The organism is Mesorhizobium sp. RCAM 05099, assembly GCF_059683685.1.
Genome location: NZ_CM185035.1, coordinates 794,073 through 816,303 on the forward strand (window position 1 = coordinate 794,073; position 22,231 = coordinate 816,303).

The window sequence follows — 22,231 nt, forward strand, 5'->3', positions numbered from 1 at the left end:
ACATCGTCCTGTCCGGCAACCTTGAACCTTTCAGGGCGTTGAAGTGACTGAGGGAGCGCACGACCCGCCAAACTTCAGCCCAACTGGGGGTCCAAGGACCAGAACAACTCAGGAATCAGATGAGAGTGACCGACATGAAAAATGCTCCTTCAGTGCTCAGCGATCTCGCTCCCAGCCGGCGCCAGCTGCTTGGCCTTGGCCTGGCGTTTGCAGGGGCCGCGGCTTTCAATGTGATGCCCGGGTTCCAGTTGCTGGCCTCGGCGCAGGCGGCCGTGCCATCGGCGGCGCAGAAGATCGCCGACCATTTTTCCTCGGTCAAATCGATGAGCGGCGAATTCGTGCAGTTCGGCCCCAAGGGCGAGCAGACCGGCGGCAAGTTTTTCCTGGAGCGGCCGGGCAAGATCCGCTTCAACTATGACGGTGCCTCGAATTTCAAGGTGATTTCAGACGGCAAGTCAGTGGTCATTCTGAACAAGAAGCTCAACACATCCGATCTCTATCCGCTGTCGAAGACGCCGCTGAAGCTGCTGCTCGACAACAGGATCGACCTCTCCGGCGACCGCGTCAAAAGCGTCAAGGAAGAAGACGACCTCACCACCATCCAGCTCGCCGACAAGTCGGTGTTCGGCAATGCCAGGATCACGATGATGTTCGATCCGAAAACCTATGATTTGCGCCAATGGACGATCACCGACGCGCAGGGCAAGGACACCACGGTGATGATCTTCAACACCAAGGAAGGCGTCAGCTTCGCGCCTGACACCTTTGCCATCGACTACACCGCCAACCGCGAGCTCAACACCAACACCAAGTCGCGCTGAAGGCGCGTCGCGGTTGAGAGGATCCAGGCGACGCGCTCCAGGTCTTTGTTTTTACGGATGTCGTTCTTCACAGACCGGGACCACCTTTGGTCGACATGCATTGGGGCCAATCGCTCCAATAGCTGTGGAAAGCACCGGGCCGCGCCTCGCAGGGCGTGGCCCGGCTTGTCTTTGCGGCTTGCGGCTGGCAGTTTCCCGGACTGACCCCGTCAAAAGGCGTCTTCTCCGTCAGGGCCCGTCGGTTCCGGCTGGTCGTACGCTGTCCTGGATTGCCAATGCCCTTTTCCATCGCCACCTGGAACATCAATTCCGTCCGCTTGCGCATGCCGATCGTCGAACGCCTGCTCGCCGAGCATGCGCCCGACGTGCTTTGCCTGCAGGAAACCAAGGTTCCCGACGAGCTGTTTCCCGAGAAGGCGTTCCGCAAGCTCGGCTACGAGCACATCGCCTTCCATGGCCAGAAGGGCTATCACGGCGTCGCGACGGTGGCTCGGCGACCCATCGAGGTGGTCGAGAAGCGACGCTTCTGCGAGATCGAGGACAGCCGCCACCTGTCGGTGACAGTGCGGGCCGGCGGCAAGGCGATCCTGCTGCACAATTTCTATGTTCCGGCTGGTGGCGACGAACCGGATCCCGTCATCAACAGGAAGTTCAAGCACAAGCTCGATTTCGTTGCCGAGATGAACGCCATCCGGGCCGAGCATGACGAGGTGTCGGGCTCGGTGCTGGTCGGCGACCTCAACATCGCGCCACTCGAGCACGACGTCTGGTCACACAAGCAGCTGCTCAACGTGGTCAGCCACACGCCGGTCGAGACGGAGAGTTTCGAGGCAATGCGGCTGGCCGGCAACTGGGTCGACCTGATGCGGCTCAACGTGCCGCACGAGCAGAAGCTCTACACTTGGTGGAGTTATCGCGCACAGGACTGGGAAGCGTCGAACCGCGGCCGGCGGCTCGACCATGTCTGGTCGTCGCCGAATCTGGTGCCCGTTTTTGCCGGCTACGAGATCCTGCGCCCGGCGCGCGGCTGGGAGCGGCCGTCGGACCATGTGCCGGTGATCGCGCGGTTCAACCTGGACTAGCTTCAGACGCCTGGGATCGGCGCTGTTCCCAGTCAGGCCGCAGCAGCGCCATGACCAGCTCATCGCGATGCACGCCGTGGAAAAACGCGCTGCCGCGCGCAATGCCTTCGGCCATGAAGCCGACAGCCTCGTAGGCGCGCCGGGCGCGATGGTTGTCGGGGAACAGGCCGATGCAAAGTCGATGGGCATCGGTCTCGGCGAAAACCCGGTCGACCACGGCGGCCAGCAGCACCCTGCCATGGCCCTGTCCCGGAGCGACGACAGCGATGCGCTTGACCAGTGTCACGCGCTCAACCGAGGCCCATTGGCGAAGGATGGCAAAGCCTACCGGCGCCGAGCCGTCGACACCGACAAAATAGGCATGGCTGCCGTCGACGATGGCTTCGCGGTGACGCGCTTCGTCCCAACGCCCGACAAAGGCGTCATAGCCTTGGCGCCGTTCGGTGGCCATGATGAAGGGCAGGTCTGTCTCGGTGGCGCGAAGCAGCTGGAAGTCCATGAGCGCCTACCCGGAAAAGCGCGGGGCCAGCTTCTCGATGCGGCGGATCAATGCCTGGAAATCCTCCAGGATGCGCTGATGCAACTGCACCGCGACTTCCGGGTATTCCTCGAGAATGCGGCGGAACATCTTGCGGCTGAGCCGTATCACTTCCGAATCGATCTCGGCCGACGCGCTGGTCAGCCGGTTGGTGTCGGCGATCAATGCCATTTCGCTCAGCATGGTGCCGGGGCCGGCCGTGCCTATCGGGATGCGTTTGCCACTCTGCTCGCGATAGAGCACGATGCGCCCGCTGACCACGATATAGGCCGAATCGGCCTCGTCGTCCTCGCGGTAAAGCTTGTGGTCGGCCTGCAGCAGGGTTGTCTCGGCGCCGAAGGCGAGCAGGCGCAACTGTTCCTGCGTGAAGCCCTCGAAGAGCCTCACGGCGGACAGGATGCGGATGTCGTCATCCAGCGCCATCTAGCTGTGTCCCCGAACGGTCAGTCCAATCCCTCCTCTGCGAGTCGATCCAGAACCCCCTCCACCAGGATCGTACCCGAAAGCAGCCCCGCCCCGGCCGCTCATTGGATAATGAAATGTTTAAGGAACCAGCTTGTAGCCGCCGCTTTCTGTCACAAGAATTTCCGCATTGGAAGGATCACGCTCGATCTTCTGGCGCAGCCGGTAGACATGGGTTTCCAGCGTGTGCGTGGTGACGCCGGAATTGTAGCCCCAGACTTCCTCGAGCAGCACATCGCGCGTCACCACCTTCTGGTCGGCGCGATAGAGATATTTGATGATCGAGGCTTCCTTCTCCGTCAGCCGCACCTTGGCGCCGCGCGGGTCGATCAGCAGTTTCTGGCTGGGCTTGAAGGTGTAGGGGCCGACCGAGAAGGTGGCATCCTCGCTCTGTTCATGCTGGCGCAATTGCGCCCGGATGCGCGCAAGCAGCACGGCGAAGCGGAACGGCTTCGTCACATAGTCGTTGGCCCCGGCCTCGAGACCAAGGATCGTGTCGGAATCGGTATCATGGCCGGTCAGCATGATGATGGGCGCCTTGTAGCCGCCCTTGCGCAGGATCTTCACCGCCTCGCGGCCATCCATGTCGGGCAGCCCGACATCCATGATGAGCAGATCGATGAGGCCGCCGCGCGCCGCGGTGACGCCTTTTGCCGCAGTCGATTCCTGCAGCACGTCGAATTCCTCGTAAAGGGACAATTGCTCGACCAGCGTGCCGCGCAGGTCGTCATCGTCGTCGACGATCAGGATGGTGCGTGAAGTCATGGATCAATCCGTTGTTTTGAAAAGAAAATTCAGTTGACCACTGCCTCTTTATGCGGAAGCTGACCGGCACAACAGCCGATCACAGTGATTTGTTCCGTGGCACGATCATACAAGAAAAAACGCGAGCGCAATGCAGCCGGCGCATTTTTGCCAAAAGGGCTGCGCGTGCTGACCGTGCGGCCCAGGCCCGGCCATCCAAGCCAGGGCCTGCTGCAGGCTGGGGCAACGGTGTTTGCCTGTGCACTGGGACGTGGCGGCATCTCGGCCGACAAGCGCGAAGGCGACGGCGCCACGCCGCTCGCCTCGATGCGGATCCTGTCGGGCTATTTCCGGGGAGATCAGTTCTCTGGCGGCCGCAAGACCCGCCTGGCGATGACGCCCATCGGGCCCGATCTCGGCTGGTGCGAAGTGCCTGACGATCGCAACTACAACCGGCCCGTCAAGATCCCCTACGGCGCCAGCCATGAACGCATGCGGCGCGACGACCGGCTCTATGACGCTTGCCTGGTGCTCGACTGGAACCTATCGCCGCGCCGGCGTGGGCGCGGCAGCGCCATCTTCTTCCACCTGGCGCGCCCCGGTTTCACGCCGACGCAAGGCTGCGTCGCGGTGACGGCACGTACGATGGCGCGACTCTTGCCGCTGCTGTCGGATCGTACGGTGTTGAGGGTAGTGAGATAGGAAATAGGCGGTAGGCGCCGGTGCCGGCTTGATTTGCCCTGCTGCCCTACTTTCTACTGCCTATTCCTTGGGACGCTGCCAGCCGATGTCGAGAAGACCCAGCCGGCCCATCTCGCGGTCCATTGCCCGCGCAATGTCCTTGCGCCGGGCGCCAACATCGCGCAGCTGGCGATCGGACAGGTCCTCGACGTTCTGACGCGGAAGGTTGATCGCGACCCTGGCTTGACGCAGCCAGTCGAGGGTAGCAGTCAGCCAGGCCGGCCGGGCAGGAGCAGGGTTGAGAGCGATGTGCGACATGACATGATCCGTTCACCGGACATCAAATCCGGTTTGATGGTGTTTCGGTACACGCATCTTGCCCGATTGAAATCCAAGCAGGAAACGAGTAGTTTTTTCCCCATCATCAAGTTTTATTTGAGGATGGAAACGCCATGGACCGCTTCGACCAGGTCACGCTTTGATGGCAACCCTGCTGCCGGGAACCCGGGCGCTCAGGACACTGGAGGCGGCGGCCCGGCATCTCAATTTCACTCGCGCCGCCGACGAGATCGGCCTGACGCCGGCCGCCGTCAGCCACCAGATCAAGGAAATCGAGGATCAGCTCGGCATCGTGCTTTTCACTCGCACCAGCCGCACCATCCGGCTGACGGAGGCGGGCACGGTGCTGTTCGAGGCCGCGACCGACGCGCTCGACCTGCTTGGCCGTGCCGCCATGCGGGCGCGCAAGATGGCGCGCGGGACGGAATTCCTGAAGGTGACACTGGACGCGCAGTTCGCGGCCAAATGGCTGATGCGGCGCGTCGAGGATTTCCGCAAGCAAAGGCCGGGCATCGAGCTCAGATTCGACATCGCCTACGGATTGCGCGATTTCGACCTCGACGATGTCGATGTCGGCATCCGCTTCGGCGCCGGCAAATATCCGGGGCTTTGCGCGCACCGCCTGTTCGACAACATCATCATTCCGGTATGCAGCCCGAGCCTGTTGAAATCCGGACCGCCCTTGCGGGAGCCGCGCGATCTCTTCAACCATACGCTGGCCCATATCGAATGGGCGCGCCAAGGCGTTACATGGCCGAACTGGCGGATGTGGATGGCGGCGGCCGGTGTCGATGATTTCGACGACAGTCGCACCGTCGTCTTCGGGACGTCCACGGATGCGGTCCAGGCGGCGCTCGACGGCAACGCCGTCGCGCTCGCCGATTTCGCCATGGTGGCAAACGACCTTTCCGAGGGCCGGCTGGTGCGGCCCTTCGAACTCAGCATCAGGGTCGCGCCGGAGTTCGCCTACTTCCTGGTCTATCCCCAGGCCACGGCTGACGATCCCCGCATCGTCGCCTTTCGCGAATGGATTCTTGAGGAAGTGGCCAAGACGCGAACCACGGACAAGGCATAGGCACGGCCGTCGCCTGTCCTTTCGCTCAAGAGCGGGCGTTGTGGCCGAAGATCATGCGGTTGTACTTCTTCCAGTTCCATTGCAGTTTCTTGTACAGCAGCGGATGCGATTTGCCGGCGACCGAGGTCGGGAAAGCGCCGTTTTCGCTGCCCTGCTCGGCAATCGGCCGTTCGAACCACAGCATTTCAATCCCCAGTTCGTCGTCCATTTGTTCGATCTGATGATCGATCGGCCTGGATATCTTGTTCTGGGCGATCCAGCCGCAACGGGCTTCGGCGACAGGGCGGGTGATGAGGTAGGAATCGGCGCATCTGGCATGGAGCGCCGGATAAAGCTTCTGGCCCCTGCGCAATTTCCAGATCGGCGTGTAGTAGTTGCTGCCATTGCCAAGATAGATGACGGCCTTGCGCGTGGGGTCGCCGAGTTCGGTCAGCCCTTGCCGGAACTTGGCGACAAAGTCGCGGGCCAGGAACACGTCGTCCTCGAAAACCAGGCAATAGGGCAGGTCGGTCTCGAGGAAATCGCGCCAGATGCCGACATGCTTCAGCGCCAGCGAGACACGCGCCGGGTGGACAAAGTCGGGGGCAATCAGTTCGGCGCGGATGTCCGGGGTGACCTCCGGCTGGTCCCAGTCGGTGTAGAAGTAAACGGGAACCCCGCGCCGCCCGAACTCCTTGACGATGTGCCGGCGCCGGTCCTCGTAGCCCTGCTTGACGTGACAGACCCGGGTGAACACCAGGTCGCGAGGAAATCCGGACTCATCCGCCAGCATCAAAGCACCGCCGTTCATTCAGCTTGCCGCGGCGCCGAACCAGCCGATCACAGCGCCGATGATCAGCAGCACGCCCAGCCAGTGGCCGCCGTCGATGAGGGTCAGGTCCCAGCCGAAATTCTCGTAGCGATGGTTGACCGAGAGCGTTGTCGCGACGAAACCCAGCCACAGCACGAAGCCGAAGACCAGTCCGGCGAGCCATGTCGGCTCGCCGCCGGTCATCGCCCCGACGACCAGGGCCATTATGTACGCCATGACCAGTTCGGCGATGAAGCTGATGACGAAGGGCAGCGGCGATCTGTTCATTGTCGCCGGATCGAGTTTTGCGGCCTTCAGCCACGGCTTGCTCAAGGCCATGTACCAGGCGGCGCCGAAGAGCCACGCCAGCACGGCCGCGGCGATCACCGCCAGCCAGTTCACCGCTGAAAAATCCATGAGCTTCCCCTCCAGATGCAGATTGATGGAAACGCCTGTTCGGCGACGGCGTCAAGCAAACCGCCAGACGGTCGTGCGTTTGACCAGGGAATCTTCCAAGGCCCGTGTGACGGCGACTTGATAGACCGCGAGCGGTTCCAGCCCCGTCTTCGGCATATACGACCGGCCGGGATCGCCGACGAGGATCTCGGCGCCGCGCGCTTTGAGTGTCGCGAACCACGGCATCAACCGGTCGGCGAAGGATTTGTCATAGAAGACGTCGCCGGCCAGGATCACGTCCCAGCCCGCGTCGGTCCCGATGCAATCCGTGCCGAGGAAGTCGATCAGGACACCGTTGGCCTCGCCATTGAGACGGATCGCGGTCGCGCAGAACGGGTCGATGTCGGTGGCGACCACCTCGGCGGCACCCGCTTTGGCGGCGGCGATGGCGACAAGGCCGGAGCCGGAAGCGAAATCGAGCACGCGCTTGCCCCGCACTGTATCGGGATTGTCGATGACATAGCGCGCAAGACCCTGGCCACCGGCCCAGGCAAATGCCCAGAAGGGCGGTGGCAGCCCGATCTCGACCAGCTCGTCCTCGGTCCGCTGCCACAGATCATGGGCTTCGTCGGCAAGGTGCAGAAGAAGCTCCGGCACATGCGGCGGCGCCATCAGCGCCGTGTTGTCGAGGATGAACTGCTTGGCGCTGTTTGGCGTGAGCGCCGTCACGGGGCGGGTGTCAGGCCGCCCATGCGGCAGACTTCCTTCCACTCGGCCGGCGTCACCGGCTGCACCGAAAGCCGCCCGAGCCGCACCAGCGCCATTTCGGCAAGCTTCGGGTTGGCCTTGACCTGTTCCAACGTCGGCGGGTTCGGCACATCCTTGAAGGCGCGGATGTCGACGCATTCCCAGCGCGGATCGTCCGACGTGGTGTCGGGATGGGCAAGCGCGCAGACTTCGGCGATGCCGACCACGTTGAGCCCCTCGTTGGAATGGTAGAAGAAGCCGAGATCGCCGATCTGCATCGCCTTCATGTTGTTGCGCGCGGCGTAGTTGCGCACCCCATCCCATTGCGTGCCGGCCTTGCCCTTGGCCTTCAACGCCTCGAAGGAGAAGACCGAGGGTTCGGATTTGAACAGCCAGTAGTTCATTTGCTCCTCCTAGACTCTTTGTCTTGACGCAATTGCGGACGGAAAACCGTTTCACACTTTTCCTGGAATTGCTCTGGCGTTCGCTCGCCAGCGACCGGAATTAACTAGCCGCCGGCTTGTTGAACGTCCAGTTCCACTGGCGGATTTCGACGCTTTCGAACAGCCCGGCCTTGGCGTAGGGGTCGGCGGCCGACAAGGCTTGGGCCGCGGCCAAGTCCGGCGCCTCGACGACCACGAGGCTGCCGTCGGGCTTGCCTTCGGCATCAAGGAACGGACCAGCAAAAGCCAGCTTCTTGTCGCCGTTCAATCCTTCCAGAAAGGCAACATGCGCGGGCCGCGTGTCGAGGCGCACCTGCAGGCTTCCGGGCTTGTCCTTGCAAATCAAAGCAAACAGCATGGTCTTCTCCTGGTCGTTGGATCAAAGTCGTGGGGATCAATCGTTGGTTTCGGTCTTCAGCGGCCGGGTCATCAAGGCGGTCACGGCCTGCTGGATGGTGATGGTGCCGTCCAGAATGGCCGCAACGGCGGTGATGATCGGCGCATCAATGTTGCGCTCGCTGGCGATGCGGGCAGCGATTGCCGCCGTCGGCACGCCCTCGGCGAGCGGCAGTCCGGCCAGCGGCTTGCCTTGCCCGAGCGCCAGCCCATAGGCGAAGTTGCGTGATTGGGCGGAGGAGCAGGTGAGCAGCAGGTCGCCGAGGCCGGAAAGCCCCATCAGGGTTTCGGGCCCGGCGCCGAAAGCAGCACCGATGCGGCGCAGCTCGACAAAACCGCGCGTCACCATGGCGGCCTGGGCGCTGGCGCCAAGCCCGGCGCCGGTGACCGCGCCGGCGGCGATGGCGAAGACGTTCTTCAAGGCGCCGCCAATCTCGACACCGATGAGGTCGTTGCTCGAATAGCAGCGCAGGTTCTCGGCGGAAAAGCGGGCGGCAAGGTCGGCGGCCAGAGCTTCGTCGCGGGCAGCCACCACCACCGCCGTCGGCAGGCCTCGGGCGACATCGGTGGCGAAGCTCGGGCCCGACAGGGCGGCGACAGGATTTTGCGGCAAGACTTCCTCGACGATCGCCGACAGCAGGGCGCCAGTGTCGCGCTCGATGCCCTTGGCGCAGAGAACGAGCGGAATACCGCGCGGCAAACGGTCTTTCGCGAGCGCCAGCGTTGCCCGCAGTGATTGCGCCGGCGTCACCGCCAGCACGCAATCAGCGCCGGCGAGCGCTGCCTTGATGTCGCTCGTCGCCTCGATGCCGGGCGCGATGGCGATGCCGGGCAGATAGCGCGGGTTCTCGCCACGGCCGATCGAGGCGACGGTTTCCGGGTCGCGCGCGAACAGCCGCACCGAATGGCCGGCGCGCAACATGGCCAGCGCCAGCCCCGTGCCCCAGGCGCCGCCGCCAAGGACGGTGACGCGCCAGCCGGTTTTGCCCGGACTGCTCATGTCTCGACTGCTCAGGGCTCGATCATTCATGCCTTGGCTCCACGCCGGCCGGAACCGACCATCGGCGTCGAGATGCCGTCCAGCGGCCAGCGCGAGCGCGGCACGAAGTCGAACCCGTTCTCCTGCGCCATGCCTTCGCGCAACCGTTCGATACCGGCCCAGGCGATCATCGCCGCATTGTCGGTGCAAAGCTTCAGCGGTGGCGCGACGAAGGTGAAGCCAGCCTCGGCGCACTGGCGTTCCAGCGTCGCCTTGATGGTGCGGTTGGCGGCGACACCGCCGGCGACGACCAGCGCCGGGTTTTTTTGCCCGGAAATGTCTCGCGAAAGCGCGAAAGCGCACGCGCGACACGGTCGGCCAGCGCATCCGCGACCGCCGCCTGGAACGAAGCGCAGATGTCGGCGACATCCTGGTTGCTCAAGGGGGCAATGGCGGTCGCCGCCTGGCGCACGGCGGTCTTCAAACCGGAGAAGGAGAAGTCGGGCTGCGCCGAACCCTTCATCGGACGGGGAAAGGCAAAGCGCGAGGCATTGCCGGCCTGTGCCGCCTGTTCGACATTTGGTCCGCCGGGATAGGGCAGGCCGAGCATCTTGGCCGTCTTGTCGAAGGCTTCGCCGAGCGCGTCGTCGATGGTGGTTGCCCAGCGCTGATAGTCGCCGACGCCGCGCACGGCGAGGATCTGAGTGTGGCCGCCGGAGACCAGCAGCAGCAGATAGGGAAAATCGAGCCCGTCGGTCAGCCGTGCGGTCAAGGCATGGCCTTCGAGGTGGTTGATGGCGATCAGCGGCTTGCCCGCGGCGGCGGCGATCGCCTTGGCCGTCATCAGCCCGACAATCAGGCCGCCGACAAGGCCGGGACCGGCGGTCGCGGCGATGGCATCGATGTCGGCGAGGTCGACGCCCGAATCGGCAAGGGCAGCCTCGACGATGCCGTCCAGCGCCTCGACATGGGCGCGCGCGGCGATCTCCGGCACGACGCCGCCGAAGGCGGCATGCTCCTCGATCTGGCTGAGCACGATGTTGGACAGGATTTTTGGCGCGGCATCGCCGTCCAGCGCCACGACGCTGGCGGCGGTCTCGTCACAACTCGTCTCAATGCCCAGAACGCGGATCAATTGGTCGCTGTCCCCAGAGATTGTATCGTCGGGCTTTCCCCGTTAGGAGGTCTGTCGATATTCAGGTGATGCCGGCCTGCAAATGGCGGTTTCCGCGCTGCTCACGTACCCGAAGGTACGCCCGCTCCGGTTCCCGGAACCACCATTTTCGGCTCGGCCTGACCTGAATCTCGACAGACCTCCATTTGCCCGGGGGGTTATCACGGACCGCGCGCCATGCAAACAATCTTGAGAATCGGAACACGCGGCAGCCCGCTGGCGCTGGCGCAGGCGCATGAAACGCAGGCGCGGCTGATGGCCGCGCATGGCCTGCCGGCGGCGGCGTTCGAGGTCGTCGTCATCTCGACCAGCGGCGACCGCATCCAGGACCGGCCGCTGTCGGAAGCCGGCGGCAAGGGGCTGTTCACCAAGGAGATCGAGGAGGCGCTGCTCGCGCGCCGGATCGACATCGCCGTGCATTCGTCGAAGGACATGCCGACACAACTGCCCGACGGTCTGGAACTCAGTGCCTTCCTGCCGCGCGAGGACGCGCGCGATGCCTTTGTCGGCAAGGCGGCGAAGACCATCGCCGACCTGCCGCAAGGGGCAAAAATCGGCTCGTCGTCGCTGCGGCGGCAGGCGCTGATCCGCAGGATGCGGCCGGATCTCGACGTGGTGATGTTTCGCGGCAATGTGCAGACGCGGCTGCGCAAGCTGGACGAAGGCGTCGCCGCCGGCACGATCCTCGCCCATGCCGGGCTGAAGCGGCTCGGGCTCGACCATGTCATCACCGACCTGATGCCGCTCGACATCTTCCCGCCGGCGCCGGGCCAGGGCGCGATCTGCATTGAGAGCCGCATCGGCGATGGTAACGCGGACAAGATGCTGGCGGCCATCCATGATGTGCCGACCGGACAGGCGCTGGCCTGCGAACGTGCCTTTCTGGCGGCACTCGATGGCTCCTGCCGCACGCCGATCGCCGGTCATGCCGTCATCGAGGCCGAACTGCTGTCTTTCGCCGGGCTGATCATCTCGCCCGACGGCACGCAGTCGCACACAGTCGAGCTGCGGGGCCCGGCCCAGGATGCCGCCCGCATCGGCGCGGAAGCCGCCGGAACGGTGCGGGCGAAGGCCGGCGAAAAGTTCTTCGACGGCTGGGCCTGACGATGCTTCGCGTTCTGGTGACGCGGCCGGAACCGGGCGCATCGCGCACGATGTCGCTGCTGCGGGACAGGGGCTTCGAGCCGATCCTGTTGCCGCTCACCGCGACTGTCGCAATGCCTGTCGCTGCCGATCCGCCCGAGGCCGGCGCCGCGGCGGTTGCCATCACCAGCGCCAATGCCGTGCGCCATGCGCCGAAAGAAATCATGGCGGCGCTTGCCGCCTTGCCCTGTCATGCCGTCGGCAAGAGGACCGCGGAAGCCGCCCGCAAAGCAGGGTTCTTGTCCGTCAGCGAAGGCCCAGGCGATGCCGAAGCCCTGGCCGACAGCCTGGCCGGCGATGTCCCGGGCAAGACCATCGTCTATCTCTGTGGACGGGTGCGGTTTCCAGCATTCGAAGAGAGGCTGGAAGCGGCTGGTGTTCACGTCCAGGCCGTCGAGACCTATGACACGCTCGCGGTTGATTATCCGGACGAAGCCGTGCTTGCGCGTCTCTCGGGCCAGCCCGCCGACGCGGTGCTGCTCTATTCGGCCAAGGCGGCTCAGGCGCTACAGGCCCTGACCTTGCGGCCCACCCTGCAAAGGCTCTTTGAAAAAACATGGTTTTTCGCCCTTTCCGCGCGCATCGCCGCCGCCCTTGACGGTACGGCCAGCGCGAGACTCCGCATTGCCGAACAGCCCGATGAGGAAACGCTGCTGGCCCTTTTGCAGGCGCGGCGCTGAGCCGCGTCATCACACCGCCCCTTTTCACCGCTTGGTGATGTGCTAGACCCTTTCTGAACCATCAAGCGCCGCCCGGCGTTGAGACGTAGCGAATTTTGCGGAGCCCAGGCATGGTCAAGACGCCGAAGATGCGACACTCGAAAAGCCGGCGGGAGCCGGTGACCATCGAACTCGAGCCCGGTGCAGTCTCGCGCATCGCCGACGAGGAAGCCGCCAGGCCGCAAGCGGGCGCCGAAGAAACGCCGGCCGAGGTTCCCGAAGAGCCGGTGCATGCCGACCAGACCGATCTCGAGCCCTGGGAGCATGCCGATGCCACCAACGCAGGGTCAGCTGTAGCGGACGCGCCGGCGGATACCGGGGCCAAAGCCGCCGAACCGGAGCTGCCTTATCCCGGTTCGGATGCGCCGCCCAACCGCGCCAAGGCCTTCGACTACGGCTTTGATGACGCAACCACCAGGACCGCCGAGACCACCAGGACCGCCGAGACCAAAGCGGCGCCGGGGAAAGCCGAGGCGAGGAGCGAATCGATGGCAGTTCAGCCGAAGCGTGGCGGCCTCAACGGCATCGCTGCCGGCATCATCGGCGGTGTCATCGCGCTGGTCGGCGCCGGTGGCCTACAATTCGCCGGGGTGCTCGGCGCGCCTGGCTCCGGCTCCGGCGTTTCGCTCGATGGCGTCAATGGCGAGATCGCTTCACTGAAGACCGAGATTGCCGGGCTGAAGGAGACAAGTGGCAACACCGACGCGTCGGCCAAGGTAGACGGGCTGTCGGCGGCGCTCGATCAGGTCAAGACGGACATCGCGGCGCTGAAATCGACGGTCGAATCCGGCGGAGCGGGCGACACCGCCGGGCTTGCCGCACTGGGTGACAAGGTCAAGCAGATCGAAACCGCGGTCGCCGCGCTTGGCAAGGCCGGCAACGCGGCTCCTGTCGATCTCGGCCCGCTCAACGAGAAACTGGCTGGCCTCGAGGCGCTGGTGAAATCAGCGGGTGAGGCGGCGACAGCACAGGATGGCCGGCTCACCGCGCTCGAACAGTCGGTGTCGCAGCTTTCCGGCAAGGTGGAGGCGCAGGCTGGACAGCCCAAGATCGCGCTCGCCATTGCCGCGTCGGCTTTGAAGTCGGCGCTCGAACGCGGCGCGCCGTTCGCGGCTGAACTCGATACGTTTGCCGCGATCTCGCCCAACGCGCCTGAGATCGCAACCTTGCGCCCCTATGCCGAAAAGGGTGTTCCGACCCGCACCGAGATCGCATCGCAGATGGATGCCGCCGCCAACGCGATGGTCGCCGCCGCAACGCCTGTCGATGAGAATGCCGGCTTGCTGCAGAACCTGCTGTCGAGCGCCGAATCGCTGGTCAAGGTCAGGCCGATCGGCGCCGTCGAGGGTGCCGGCGCGCCGGAGACCGTCGCGCGCATCGAGGTTGCGGTCAATCAGGGCGACTATGCCAAGGCGCTCAGCGAGTATGATACGCTGCCGCAAGCCGCCAAGGCAGCGGGCGCCGACTTTGCCGGCAAACTGAAGGCACGCATCGAGGTCGAAACCCAAGTGGACGCACTGATCTCCAGCGCGATGAAGGCATGAGGGCAACACAATGATCCGCCTGCTCGCCTTCCTCATCGTCGTTTTCGCGCTTGGACTGGGTTTTGCCTGGCTGGCCGACCGGCCGGGCGACATGGTCGTCACCTTCAATGGCTATCAATACCAGGTCAGCCTGATGGTGGCGGCGGTGGCCGTCGTGGCCGTCGTGGCCGCGGTGATGATCTTCTGGTGGCTGGTCAAGTCGCTGTGGAACAGCCCCTACACAATCTCGCGCTATTTCCGCGTGCGCCGCCGCGACCGCGGCTACCAGGCGCTGTCGACTGGCATGATCGCCGCCGGCGCCGGCGATGGCGCGCTGGCCCGCAAGAAGACCAAGGAAGCGGCCAAGCTGATCCGTTCCGACCAGGAGCCGCTGATCCATCTGCTCGAGGCGCAAGCCTCGCTGCTCGAAGGCGATCATGAAGGCGCGCGCCAAAAATTCGAGAGCATGCTCGACGATCCCGAAATGCGGCTGCTCGGCCTGCGCGGGCTCTATCTCGAAGCCGAACGCCTCGGCGACCGCAACGCCGCCGGGCATTATGCCGGCCGCGCCGCCGCCGTGGCACCGCAACTGGCCTGGGCGGCCGAATCGACGCTGGAAGAGCTGACCGCGCGCGGCGATTGGGACGGGGCGCTGAAACTGGTCGACGCGCAGAAATCGACGCGGCAGATCGAACGCGACGCCGCCAACCGCCGTCGCGCCGTGCTGTTGACCGCCAAGGCTCAGGCGCTCGCCGGCAGCGATCCAGCCGCTGCCAGGACCGCGGCGATCGAGGCCAACCGGCTGCGGCCGGACTTCGCCCCCGCCGCCGTTGCCGCCGCCGCGGCGCTGTTCAAGCAGAACGACGTTCGCAAGGGCTCGAAAATCCTCGAGACGGCATGGAAGGCCGAGCCGCACCCGGAGATCGCCGAACTCTATACCCATGCAAGGCCCGGCGATGCCGTGCTCGACCGCCTCAACCGGGCGAAGAAGCTTCAGGAGATGAAGAAGAACCACGCGGAGTCGTCGATGACGGTGGCGCGCGCCGCTCTCGACGCGCAGGATTTTTCGACCGCCCGCCGCGAGGCCGAGGCCGCGATCAGGATGGACCGCCGCGAGGGCGCCTATCTGCTCCTGGCCGACATCGAGGAGGCCGAGACCGGCGACCAGGGCAAGGTGCGGCAGCTCTTGTCCAAGGCGGTGCGGGCGCCACGCGATCCGGCCTGGGTCGCCGACGGCGTCGTTTCCGAGCGCTGGGCGCCGGTATCGCCGGTCACCGGCAGGCTCGATGCCTTCGAGTGGCGCGCGCCGATGGAGCGGCTCGGTCAGCTGATCGACAGCCACGATGATGCACCAGCCAGTCCGGTACCGGTCATTGAAGCGCTGGCAAAGCCGGCCAGTGAAAGGCCAGTCGAGGTGATCGACGACACCGGTCCGCGCGAGGCAGCGGGCAAGGAAGCCGAGAGCCACGAGGACCAAGTCAGGCCGATCACGGCGGCAGCCTTCGCCGCGGTGCCGGCCGATGCCGAGGCCGTCGAGCCGGCCGAGGAACTTGCGCGGTTGCCGGACGATCCCGGCGTCGATCCGGATGAGGAAGTGGAAAAATCGCCGCGCCGCTTCCGCCTGTTTTGAACCGGGTCGATTGTCCGGCTATTTGGGAATGAATTGATGTTTGAACGCGTTCTATCATTTCTGAAGGATTTGCCGACCGGCTCCGGCACGCGCGCCAGCACGGACGACCCGCGCATCGCCGCGTCGGCGCTTCTCTACCATGTGATGAATGCCGATGGTGTGCGCCAGGATGTCGAGTGGGAACGGTTCAAGGCGGTGCTGGGCGAGAGCTACTCGATCAGCGGCGCTGAACTCGAAGCGCTGGTCGCCGCCGGCGAGCGGGCCGACAATGAAGCGATCGATCTCTATGCCTTCACCAGCGTGCTCAAGCGTCACCTCGATGCCGATGCGCGCAAGGCCTTCATCGGCCTGATGTGGGAAGTGGTCTATGCCGATGGCGAACTGCATGAGTTGGAAGACAACACCGTCTGGCGCGTCGCCGAGTTGATCGGCGTCGAACGCCGTGACCGCATCGAAGCGCGCCGCAAGGCGGCGGCGCATGCACCGGGCGCCACCGGAACATCCGCAGACGAATAGGGTTTTCGCCTTCCCATGCCGCCCAGAACGAGTTCGAAGCCCAGGATCCTGATCGTGTTGCATCAGGAGAATTCGAGCCCCGGACGCGTCGGCCACATGCTCATGGAAGAGGGTTTCGATCTCGACATCCGCCGTCCGCCGCTTGGTGATGTCCTGCCGGAAACGCTGGATGGCCATGCCGGCACGGTGGTGTTCGGCGGGCCGATGAGCGCCAATGACGAGGACGAATTCGTCCGCCGCGAGACCAACTGGCTGGAGATACCGCTCAAGGAGAACCGGCCGTTCCTCGGCATCTGCTTGGGCGCGCAGATGCTGGTCAACCATCTCGGCGGCAAGGTCGAGGGTCACGGCGAAGGGCTGGTCGAGATCGGCTGGTATCCGCTGAAGGCGACCGAAGCCGGCAGGAAACTGATGCACTGGCCTGACATGGTCTATCAGTTCCATCGCGAGGGCTTCTCGCTGCCCAGCGACGCGACGCTGCTGGCGACGGCGGAGACCTATCCCAACCAGGCCTTCCGTTATGGCGACAATGCCTGGGGCATCCAGTTCCATGGCGAACTGACCCGGATGATGATGCAGCGCTGGGTGGTGCGCGGCGCCCACCGTTTCGAGCTGCCAGGCGCGCAGCCCGGCCGCGATCATCTCGGCGGCCGGCTGATCTGGGACATGCATCTCAAGCGCTGGCTGGACGAATTCCTGCGCATGATCTTCGGCAAGCCGGTGATGCGCTAGAGTTGAACCCAACTACTCTGAACGGCCGAGCTTGACCCAAAGGCAACGAGGCGTGGACGACCGCTCTCATACCGGTCGTTCGAAGTGGTGGTCACCGAGCCCACAGTCGCTTCGGCGCCCCCTTTCCTCAAAGCCGTCGCGCCATGGTTGCCATGCATCGCGAGAGGTCATGCGTTTTAGGGTCGGACTCTCACTTCCATCCGTCTGAAGCGTCATCACGAGAGTTTAGTTTGCGCATTCGCGTAACAAGGTTGTGATTTTCGCATCAAGATTGCGGGCGACAGCAAGAGCCTCCAAACTACCATAAGAGAGCAGATAACTCTCCATTTTGTCATAGGAGACATGCACACCATCGGGACGTTGATCAAGAAGGACTGTGACTGGGGCGTAAGATCCAGCATCGGGAACGTGCTTGACCATTTCTTTCATAATGAGTGGATTGCCCACCAAAAACCGCATGCTCTTAGGAGTGTCGCGTCCAGTTTCGCGGCGCAGAATGGCACCCAAGTCGAATTCCGCGAAAAGCATGAGACCTGTGCGGCCTAGGCCGTTTTGCACAACGCGCTCCAAATCCGAGAAGGAATTTGCAGCCCTCGTCGCTTTGAAAAATTCGACCATGTCAGGTTGCCCGACCGCCGACTTGAGCGCAGCCACAACGGCGTCGAATGGTTTGGAACACGTCAGGCTGAAACGCTCAACCTCGACCTTTGCGATTGTCATTTCTTTCTCCGCAACAGCTCTCAAGAACAAGGGTGCGACCGATCGCGCCGGGATTATGCAGCCGCCGAACTACGCTTCCAGGAAGGTCCGGACGTGGCTGACGAACAATTCGTGGTACTGAAACAGGGCGCCGTGGCCGGAATCGGGATAGAGGACCAGCTGGGCGTTGCTTAGAGCCTTGAACATTGCGTAGGCGTTGTTCGCCGGCAACATGGCGTCGTGGCTGCCGCTGACCACGAGGGCGGGCTGGCGGATGGCGCGCAGAATGGCGTGCTCGGGATCAGGTGTGGCGCACCAGGTAGTAAGCGCCTTGGCCTGCGGGTCCGTCACCGCGCCGCCGTTATCGGTATCCCGATCTTCCTTACGCGCCTTCGCCCGCTTCAGAAACGCTCGGCCGGCCGACTGGCTGGCGGACGACTTCGTGAAGAATAGCGGCAGGCGGGGGTCCGGCGCGTCGGTTTGGGAAAACGCGTCCTGCAGAACCGCGAATAGGTGTTCCTCTCCGCCCCTCGGAGCGGTGCCGACGAGGATGAGCTTGCGGACCAGCGTTCCGTGCTCGGCGGCGATCTGCTGCGCGACGCAGCCGCCGAGGGAAAAGCCCAGCAGGTCGACTTGGGAGAGGCCGAGCAGGTTGATAAAGGCGACCGCGTCTCGGGCCATCGCCTCGATACTGTCCGGCGTTTGTCCTGTCGAGCGGCCGACCCCGGCGTTGTCAAAAGCGATCACCGGTCGATCGGCGGCCAGGACATTGACGACGGCGGGATCCCATGCATCGATGTTGCCCGAGAAATGCTGCAGGAGAACCAACGGCGTTCCGGTCGATGGGCCGAGGCGGCGATAGGCAAAGCGGATACCGCTGCCTTCGATGTAACGGGTGGCCGCCGTTTCTAGCGTGGCGTCGTCCTGGCTCGCGGTGTCGAACTCAGTCATGTCATCCTCCGGATGCTTGGCATAAAATAACAATTGAGCGAGAGTAGCTGGTGCGGTTTTGGCCAGGTCTGAGCCGCTCGCGGTCCAAGGCATTCCGTAGTCCGCCGAGCACACGCGGTGCTCCCGGCACGAAAGTGCCGGGAGCGGTATCGTCACTTCACGAGTGCGGCCTTTTCAATCACCGCGGCGACTTCCCTAGCGTGGACGACCAGGGAGGCATGGCTGCCGGCGACCTCCGTCGTCTGTGCCTTCATCCTGTTGGCGAAGATCTTCTGGACCTCGGGTGCGATGACCTTGTCCTTCGTGCTGATCACATAGAACGTCGGCTTGTCGTGCCAAGCTGCCTTGTCGACGGGAGCCTCGAACGCCGTGTGGTTCAACGGGAGCTGATGATTTGCCAAGGATTCGGCGATCTCCGGAGGAAGGTCAGCCGCAACTGCTGAAGGAAACACTTTGGGATCGATGTAGAGGTTGCCCTTTTCGTCGGGATGAATCGCCGCTGCGCCTTCGGTTGCCGGACCGCTCTTGGCCAGGCTCGCCAGAGATTCTCCTACGTCGGGCGCGAATGCGGAGACGTAGACGAGCGCCGAGACGTTGGGATCGTCACCTGCCTGCGTGATGACCACACCGCCCCAGGAGTGGCCAACGAGGACGGTCTTGCCGTTCTGTCTCGCGAGCGCCTGTTTGGTGGCATCAACGTCTGCTTCAAGGGAGGTGAGCGGATTTTCGACGAGCGTTACTTTGTAGCCCTTCTTCGTGAGGATATCGGCAACAGGCTTCCAGCTCGTCTGGTCGACGAAAGCGCCATGGACGAGCACGATATTGTGCGCCGCCCCTTTAGGCAGTTGAGCTGATAGGGCGGGGGCGGCAATTGTTGCGCCGGCCATGAGGAGGGTGGCGACTGAGAGTAGAAGATTTCGCATTGATTGCTCCTGTTGGGATGACGGACGACGCGCGTCCGGGGAAAGGCAGGCGTGTCGGCAACAGTCGCGGTTCTCCCATCTGCCGTTCGGGTGATGGTTGCCGCGCGACCGGTTGGCTGACTTGCGATCAACTAGTACGTTGGAGCATTTGGACGTTAGGCCTCAATCGTCCGAATATTGTGTCTGACCGTCCGTCGTATTAACATCGGAAAGATGGACATCCTCGCTGAAGTGCTCGATCGCGTTCGTTTTGGCGGAACCTTGCTGTTCCACTTCGAACTCGGCCATCCCTGGAATCTCGCCTTGCCAAAGCGCCCCTATGCCCTGTTCCACTATCTCAGCCGTGGTTCGGCTACCCTCGCGCTTGAACAAGGACGAGAGCTCCACATGACCGAGGGCGACTTTGTTGTCGTCACGCGTGGCGAGCCCCATGTGATTTACTCGGATAGCCGGACGGAGCCGGTACAGATTGTCGACATCGATCGACTAGCCGGGCGTCTTGGCCTGGTTCGTCATGGAGGCGGCGGGCAGCCGCTCGCGACGATGATCTGTGGTAATTTCACTGTGGCACGGCCGTCGCGCGGTAGCGTTTTGGAATTGCTTCCGCCCCTGCTTCTCCTGAAGCCGACGGAAGACGGAGGATGGCTCGAGGCGATCCTGCAACGCATGGTGAGCGAGGCGGCGTTCGAGCGTCCCGGACAAGGCGCCGCGCTCTCACGTCTGACTGAAGTGCTCTTCGTCGAGGTGTTGCGAAGCTGGATCAAGTCGCTCGGCCCCGGAGAAGGCGGGTGGCTGGGGGCGATGGCGGACCCGCACATAGGACCGGCGCTTCAGTTGATCCACGAACGACCGGATCAACCTTGGACCCTTGGCGACCTAGGGCTCCGCGTGGGGCTCGGTCGCTCGGCGTTTTCAGCTCGCTTCACCAACCTCGTCGGCCAGTCCATGTACCGTTATCTGATCGCACGCCGGATGTCGGAGGCCGCGTTTCTGCTCGAAACAAGCGACGAGGGGATTGCACGGATTGCGACCCGTGTCGGCTACGAGACCGCGGCCGCGTTTTCGAAGCTGTTCCATCGACATCACGGCCTATCGCCTGGCCGTTACCGAGCAATTCGTCGCTCTGACGGTGGCCGAAGGCAAGGGGACGATCTGGAAGCAGAAGTCGTCGATTGACCTCGACCAAGGTGTCTTCTGGAAGGTCTGGCGACGGGCGGGCGGGGCGGCTCCACAGGCGCGACGACCACTTTCTCGAGGTTGCCATCTACAGCAGCTCACCGTTTCACGGAAACGGCGAACCGCTCTAACTCTTTGTTTTTACGCAATTTCGGACGGAAAACCGTTTCACACTTTTCCTGTAATTGCTCTAGTAGTGGACAGTCTGCTTGCGGCCCAAATCAGCCGTAAGTCGGCGCAGCCTGATTGGCCTGAGCGCCGGATCCAGCGGCCTGGATCCGGCGCTGAATCAGTTGCGCCCGTCGAGATGGCGGACCTTGCGCAGTTGCGGGAACAGCACCATCCACAGCCCGGCGACGACGATCGCGCCGACGCCGCCGATCACGACGGCCGGCACCGTGCCGATCAACGCCGCCATCGTGCCGGCGCGGAATTCGCCCAGCTCGTTGGAGGCGCCGACAAAGACCTGGTTGACGGCGTTGACGCGGCCACGCACATGATCGGGCGTCCACAACTGGATCAAGGTCTCCCGGATGTAGACGCTGAACATGTCGGTGGCGCCAAGGCAGGCGAGTGCGACGATCGACAGCCAGGTGATCGTCGACAGGCCGAACAGCACGGTGAAGGCGCCGAACGCGGCGACGAAGCCGAGCATGATCAGCCCCGCGTGGTTGCGGATCGGATGGCCGGCCAGCCAGATGGCGACGCAGATGGCGCCGACGCCGGGGCCGAGCGCAGCAGGCCGAGACCCCAGGGGCCGAGCTGCAGGATGTCGCGCGCGTAGACCGGCAGCAGTGCCGCAGCACCGGACAGAAGCACCGCGAACAGATCGAGCGAGATGGCGCCAAGCACGATCTTTTCGCTCCAGATGTAGCCGAAACCGGCAAACAGGGTCTGCATCGTCGGCTTGTCGGTCTCGCTGCGCTGGGCGGGCCTCGGGATGGTGAAGATCAGCAGCCCGGCCGCAAGCATGAGCGCGGCGGCGGTGCCATAGGCGACTTCCGCCGACACGCCGTAGAGCAGGCCGCCGGCGACCGGGCCGACGATGATCGCGGTCTGCCAGGCCGACGAGTTCCAGGCGATGGCATTGGCGAAATCCTCAGATGGCACCAGATTGGCGAACAGCGATGCGGAGGCCGGGCCGAAAAAGGCGCGGGCGACGCCGAACATGGCGAGCACGGCGAAGATCGGCAGCGGTCCGCTGATGCCGCGCAGCGTCAGGAGCAGCAGCGCCAGGGCACAGATGGCTTCGAGCACCACCGCCAGCGCCATGATCAGCCGGCGGCCGAAGCGGTCGGCGACGGCGCCGGTGACCAGCACCAGCACCAGCGACGGCAGGAACTGGACGATGCCGACCAGACCGAGATCGAGCGGGTCGCGGGTCAGGTCATACATCTGCCAGCCGACCGCGACGGAAACGATCATGGTGGCGAATGTGGTGAGGAAACGCGCCGCCCAATAGCTCAGGAAAGAACGGTGGCGGAACGCGGCGTAGCGCTGGTCCGGCGAGGTTTGTGCGGCAGTCATGGACGGAGGCCCCGTTGCGATGGCA

Annotated in this window: 24 protein-coding genes and 2 pseudogenes; 11 read left to right on the top strand and 15 right to left on the bottom strand. The window is 64.0% G+C overall.

What is annotated here, in order from left to right; all coding sequences use genetic code 11:
* The first annotated feature begins 134 nt into the window (after positions 1 to 134).
* Both AC56QQ_RS03900 and AC56QQ_RS03905 read left to right on the top strand, forming a co-directional pair.
* On the top strand, positions 135 to 821 hold the full coding sequence (locus AC56QQ_RS03900; protein WP_489863562.1) for an outer membrane lipoprotein carrier protein LolA: 687 nt from the start codon (positions 135 to 137) through the stop codon (positions 819 to 821).
* Between the two features lie 275 nt (positions 822 to 1,096).
* Positions 1,097 to 1,903: an exodeoxyribonuclease III gene (locus tag AC56QQ_RS03905; RefSeq protein ID WP_497125619.1), complete on the top strand. Its 807-nt coding sequence runs from the start codon at positions 1,097 to 1,099 to the stop codon at positions 1,901 to 1,903.
* Here the strand turns inward: AC56QQ_RS03905 and AC56QQ_RS03910 are convergent.
* From AC56QQ_RS03910 to AC56QQ_RS03920, 3 genes are all read right to left on the bottom strand, one after another.
* A complete protein-coding gene (locus AC56QQ_RS03910) occupies positions 1,890 to 2,402 on the bottom strand; it encodes a GNAT family N-acetyltransferase (RefSeq protein WP_497125620.1) in 513 nt (170 codons plus the stop codon). The two genes, AC56QQ_RS03905 and AC56QQ_RS03910, sit on opposite strands and share 14 nt — an antisense overlap.
* Before the next feature lie 6 nt (positions 2,403 to 2,408).
* On the bottom strand, positions 2,409 to 2,864 hold the full coding sequence (locus AC56QQ_RS03915; protein ID WP_497125621.1) for a cyclic nucleotide-binding domain-containing protein: 456 nt from the start codon (positions 2,862 to 2,864) through the stop codon (positions 2,409 to 2,411).
* Between the two features lie 120 nt (positions 2,865 to 2,984).
* Entirely contained in the window at positions 2,985 to 3,668 is a 684-nt protein-coding gene (locus AC56QQ_RS03920; RefSeq protein WP_256751998.1) for a response regulator transcription factor, read from the bottom strand.
* 147 nt (positions 3,669 to 3,815) lie between these two features.
* Between AC56QQ_RS03920 and AC56QQ_RS03925 the strand changes: the two genes are divergently transcribed.
* Positions 3,816 to 4,349, top strand: a complete 534-nt coding sequence (locus AC56QQ_RS03925; protein ID WP_497128875.1) for a L,D-transpeptidase family protein — start codon at positions 3,816 to 3,818, stop codon at positions 4,347 to 4,349.
* 60 nt (positions 4,350 to 4,409) lie between these two features.
* On the opposite strand, the gene AC56QQ_RS03930 is transcribed toward AC56QQ_RS03925, so the two are convergent.
* Positions 4,410 to 4,646 carry a hypothetical protein gene (locus tag AC56QQ_RS03930; protein WP_489858456.1) on the bottom strand — a complete coding sequence of 79 codons (237 nt, stop codon included), beginning with the start codon at positions 4,644 to 4,646 and terminating at the stop codon, positions 4,410 to 4,412.
* A 163-nt stretch (positions 4,647 to 4,809) separates the two neighbouring features.
* Between AC56QQ_RS03930 and gcvA the strand changes: the two genes are divergently transcribed.
* Positions 4,810 to 5,742 carry a transcriptional regulator GcvA gene (gcvA, locus tag AC56QQ_RS03935; protein ID WP_497100402.1) on the top strand — a complete coding sequence of 311 codons (933 nt, stop codon included), beginning with the start codon at positions 4,810 to 4,812 and terminating at the stop codon, positions 5,740 to 5,742.
* A 25-nt stretch (positions 5,743 to 5,767) separates the two neighbouring features.
* Here gcvA and AC56QQ_RS03940 read toward each other — a convergent pair whose 3' ends face one another.
* The 7 genes and pseudogenes from AC56QQ_RS03940 to tsaD form a co-directional block, all read right to left on the bottom strand.
* Complete coding sequence (locus AC56QQ_RS03940) at positions 5,768 to 6,532, bottom strand: glycosyltransferase family 25 protein (protein WP_497125623.1); 765 nt, start codon at positions 6,530 to 6,532, stop codon at positions 5,768 to 5,770.
* A complete protein-coding gene (locus tag AC56QQ_RS03945) occupies positions 6,533 to 6,949 on the bottom strand; it encodes a DUF1761 domain-containing protein (RefSeq protein WP_497125624.1) in 417 nt (138 codons plus the stop codon).
* A gap of 51 nt (positions 6,950 to 7,000) precedes the next feature.
* The gene (locus AC56QQ_RS03950; RefSeq protein ID WP_489858453.1) at positions 7,001 to 7,657 is read right to left on the bottom strand and encodes a class I SAM-dependent methyltransferase; all 657 of its coding nucleotides are present in this window, start codon (positions 7,655 to 7,657) and stop codon (positions 7,001 to 7,003) included.
* Positions 7,654 to 8,079, bottom strand: a complete 426-nt coding sequence (locus tag AC56QQ_RS03955) for an EVE domain-containing protein (RefSeq protein ID WP_256751992.1) — start codon at positions 8,077 to 8,079, stop codon at positions 7,654 to 7,656. The genes AC56QQ_RS03950 and AC56QQ_RS03955 overlap by 4 nt, the downstream gene beginning before the upstream one ends.
* A 100-nt stretch (positions 8,080 to 8,179) precedes the next feature.
* Positions 8,180 to 8,476: a YciI-like protein gene (locus tag AC56QQ_RS03960; RefSeq protein ID WP_489858452.1), complete on the bottom strand. Its 297-nt coding sequence runs from the start codon at positions 8,474 to 8,476 to the stop codon at positions 8,180 to 8,182.
* A gap of 36 nt (positions 8,477 to 8,512) precedes the next feature.
* Positions 8,513 to 9,514 carry an NAD(P)H-dependent glycerol-3-phosphate dehydrogenase gene (locus AC56QQ_RS03965; protein ID WP_497125625.1) on the bottom strand — a complete coding sequence of 334 codons (1,002 nt, stop codon included), beginning with the start codon at positions 9,512 to 9,514 and terminating at the stop codon, positions 8,513 to 8,515.
* Positions 9,515 to 9,540: 26 nt separating this feature from the next.
* Positions 9,541 to 10,628 (bottom strand): annotated as a pseudogene (gene tsaD, locus AC56QQ_RS03970) (tRNA (adenosine(37)-N6)-threonylcarbamoyltransferase complex transferase subunit TsaD).
* Between the two features lie 216 nt (positions 10,629 to 10,844).
* On the opposite strand from tsaD, the gene hemC reads away from it, so the two are divergent.
* The 6 genes from hemC (at position 10,845) to AC56QQ_RS04000 (ending at position 16,930) form a co-directional block, all read left to right on the top strand.
* Positions 10,845 to 11,771: a hydroxymethylbilane synthase gene (hemC, locus tag AC56QQ_RS03975; protein WP_497125626.1), complete on the top strand. Its 927-nt coding sequence runs from the start codon at positions 10,845 to 10,847 to the stop codon at positions 11,769 to 11,771.
* A gap of 2 nt (positions 11,772 to 11,773) precedes the next feature.
* Positions 11,774 to 12,490: a uroporphyrinogen-III synthase gene (locus AC56QQ_RS03980; RefSeq protein ID WP_497125627.1), complete on the top strand. Its 717-nt coding sequence runs from the start codon at positions 11,774 to 11,776 to the stop codon at positions 12,488 to 12,490.
* Between the two features lie 110 nt (positions 12,491 to 12,600).
* Entirely contained in the window at positions 12,601 to 14,073 is a 1,473-nt protein-coding gene (locus tag AC56QQ_RS03985; protein WP_497125628.1) for a COG4223 family protein, read from the top strand.
* Positions 14,074 to 14,083: 10 nt separating this feature from the next.
* Positions 14,084 to 15,682, top strand: a complete 1,599-nt coding sequence (locus tag AC56QQ_RS03990) for a heme biosynthesis protein HemY (protein ID WP_497125629.1) — start codon at positions 14,084 to 14,086, stop codon at positions 15,680 to 15,682.
* 36 nt (positions 15,683 to 15,718) lie between these two features.
* Positions 15,719 to 16,198 (top strand): tellurite resistance TerB family protein, encoded by a 480-nt coding sequence (locus tag AC56QQ_RS03995; protein ID WP_489858446.1) that lies wholly within the window; start codon positions 15,719 to 15,721, stop codon positions 16,196 to 16,198.
* 15 nt (positions 16,199 to 16,213) lie between these two features.
* Positions 16,214 to 16,930 carry a glutamine amidotransferase gene (locus tag AC56QQ_RS04000; RefSeq protein ID WP_497125630.1) on the top strand — a complete coding sequence of 239 codons (717 nt, stop codon included), beginning with the start codon at positions 16,214 to 16,216 and terminating at the stop codon, positions 16,928 to 16,930.
* A gap of 225 nt (positions 16,931 to 17,155) precedes the next feature.
* On the opposite strand, the gene AC56QQ_RS04005 is transcribed toward AC56QQ_RS04000, so the two are convergent.
* The 3 genes from AC56QQ_RS04005 to AC56QQ_RS04015 form a co-directional block, all read right to left on the bottom strand.
* Complete coding sequence (locus tag AC56QQ_RS04005; RefSeq protein WP_497125631.1) at positions 17,156 to 17,650, bottom strand: DUF302 domain-containing protein; 495 nt, start codon at positions 17,648 to 17,650, stop codon at positions 17,156 to 17,158.
* A gap of 69 nt (positions 17,651 to 17,719) precedes the next feature.
* Positions 17,720 to 18,580 carry an alpha/beta fold hydrolase gene (locus AC56QQ_RS04010; protein WP_497125632.1) on the bottom strand — a complete coding sequence of 287 codons (861 nt, stop codon included), beginning with the start codon at positions 18,578 to 18,580 and terminating at the stop codon, positions 17,720 to 17,722.
* A 152-nt stretch (positions 18,581 to 18,732) separates the two neighbouring features.
* Positions 18,733 to 19,503: an alpha/beta fold hydrolase gene (locus AC56QQ_RS04015; protein WP_497125633.1), complete on the bottom strand. Its 771-nt coding sequence runs from the start codon at positions 19,501 to 19,503 to the stop codon at positions 18,733 to 18,735.
* 213 nt (positions 19,504 to 19,716) lie between these two features.
* On the opposite strand from AC56QQ_RS04015, the gene AC56QQ_RS04020 reads away from it, so the two are divergent.
* The gene (locus tag AC56QQ_RS04020; protein WP_497125634.1) at positions 19,717 to 20,679 is read left to right on the top strand and encodes a cupin domain-containing protein; all 963 of its coding nucleotides are present in this window, start codon (positions 19,717 to 19,719) and stop codon (positions 20,677 to 20,679) included.
* A gap of 289 nt (positions 20,680 to 20,968) precedes the next feature.
* Here AC56QQ_RS04020 and AC56QQ_RS04025 read toward each other — a convergent pair.
* Positions 20,969 to 22,206: pseudogene (locus tag AC56QQ_RS04025) on the bottom strand (MFS transporter).
* Positions 22,207 to 22,231 lie beyond the last annotated feature (25 nt).

What these genes read in the sequence shown, in the direction of transcription:
- AC56QQ_RS03940 (WP_497125623.1), bottom strand. Translation starts at nt 6,532, where the DNA reads ATGAACGGCGGTGCTTTGATGCTGGCGGATGAGTCCGGATTTCCTCGC.
- AC56QQ_RS03980 (WP_497125627.1), top strand. Translation starts at nt 11,774, where the DNA reads ATGCTTCGCGTTCTGGTGACGCGGCCGGAACCGGGCGCATCGCGCACG.
- AC56QQ_RS04005 (WP_497125631.1), bottom strand. Translation starts at nt 17,650, where the DNA reads ATGACAATCGCAAAGGTCGAGGTTGAGCGTTTCAGCCTGACGTGTTCC.
- AC56QQ_RS03910 (WP_497125620.1), bottom strand. Translation starts at nt 2,402, where the DNA reads ATGGACTTCCAGCTGCTTCGCGCCACCGAGACAGACCTGCCCTTCATC.
- AC56QQ_RS03905 (WP_497125619.1), top strand. Translation starts at nt 1,097, where the DNA reads ATGCCCTTTTCCATCGCCACCTGGAACATCAATTCCGTCCGCTTGCGC.
- AC56QQ_RS03900 (WP_489863562.1), top strand. Translation starts at nt 135, where the DNA reads ATGAAAAATGCTCCTTCAGTGCTCAGCGATCTCGCTCCCAGCCGGCGC.
- AC56QQ_RS04015 (WP_497125633.1), bottom strand. Translation starts at nt 19,503, where the DNA reads ATGCGAAATCTTCTACTCTCAGTCGCCACCCTCCTCATGGCCGGCGCA.
- hemC (WP_497125626.1), top strand. Translation starts at nt 10,845, where the DNA reads ATGCAAACAATCTTGAGAATCGGAACACGCGGCAGCCCGCTGGCGCTG.
- AC56QQ_RS04020 (WP_497125634.1), top strand. Translation starts at nt 19,717, where the DNA reads ATGGACATCCTCGCTGAAGTGCTCGATCGCGTTCGTTTTGGCGGAACC.
- AC56QQ_RS03945 (WP_497125624.1), bottom strand. Translation starts at nt 6,949, where the DNA reads ATGGATTTTTCAGCGGTGAACTGGCTGGCGGTGATCGCCGCGGCCGTG.
- AC56QQ_RS04000 (WP_497125630.1), top strand. Translation starts at nt 16,214, where the DNA reads ATGCCGCCCAGAACGAGTTCGAAGCCCAGGATCCTGATCGTGTTGCAT.
- AC56QQ_RS03965 (WP_497125625.1), bottom strand. Translation starts at nt 9,514, where the DNA reads ATGAGCAGTCCGGGCAAAACCGGCTGGCGCGTCACCGTCCTTGGCGGC.
- AC56QQ_RS03920 (WP_256751998.1), bottom strand. Translation starts at nt 3,668, where the DNA reads ATGACTTCACGCACCATCCTGATCGTCGACGACGATGACGACCTGCGC.
- AC56QQ_RS03955 (WP_256751992.1), bottom strand. Translation starts at nt 8,079, where the DNA reads ATGAACTACTGGCTGTTCAAATCCGAACCCTCGGTCTTCTCCTTCGAG.
- AC56QQ_RS03960 (WP_489858452.1), bottom strand. Translation starts at nt 8,476, where the DNA reads ATGCTGTTTGCTTTGATTTGCAAGGACAAGCCCGGAAGCCTGCAGGTG.
- AC56QQ_RS03915 (WP_497125621.1), bottom strand. Translation starts at nt 2,864, where the DNA reads ATGGCGCTGGATGACGACATCCGCATCCTGTCCGCCGTGAGGCTCTTC.
- AC56QQ_RS03995 (WP_489858446.1), top strand. Translation starts at nt 15,719, where the DNA reads ATGTTTGAACGCGTTCTATCATTTCTGAAGGATTTGCCGACCGGCTCC.
- AC56QQ_RS03985 (WP_497125628.1), top strand. Translation starts at nt 12,601, where the DNA reads ATGGTCAAGACGCCGAAGATGCGACACTCGAAAAGCCGGCGGGAGCCG.
- AC56QQ_RS04010 (WP_497125632.1), bottom strand. Translation starts at nt 18,580, where the DNA reads ATGACTGAGTTCGACACCGCGAGCCAGGACGACGCCACGCTAGAAACG.
- AC56QQ_RS03930 (WP_489858456.1), bottom strand. Translation starts at nt 4,646, where the DNA reads ATGTCGCACATCGCTCTCAACCCTGCTCCTGCCCGGCCGGCCTGGCTG.
- gcvA (WP_497100402.1), top strand. Translation starts at nt 4,810, where the DNA reads ATGGCAACCCTGCTGCCGGGAACCCGGGCGCTCAGGACACTGGAGGCG.
- AC56QQ_RS03990 (WP_497125629.1), top strand. Translation starts at nt 14,084, where the DNA reads ATGATCCGCCTGCTCGCCTTCCTCATCGTCGTTTTCGCGCTTGGACTG.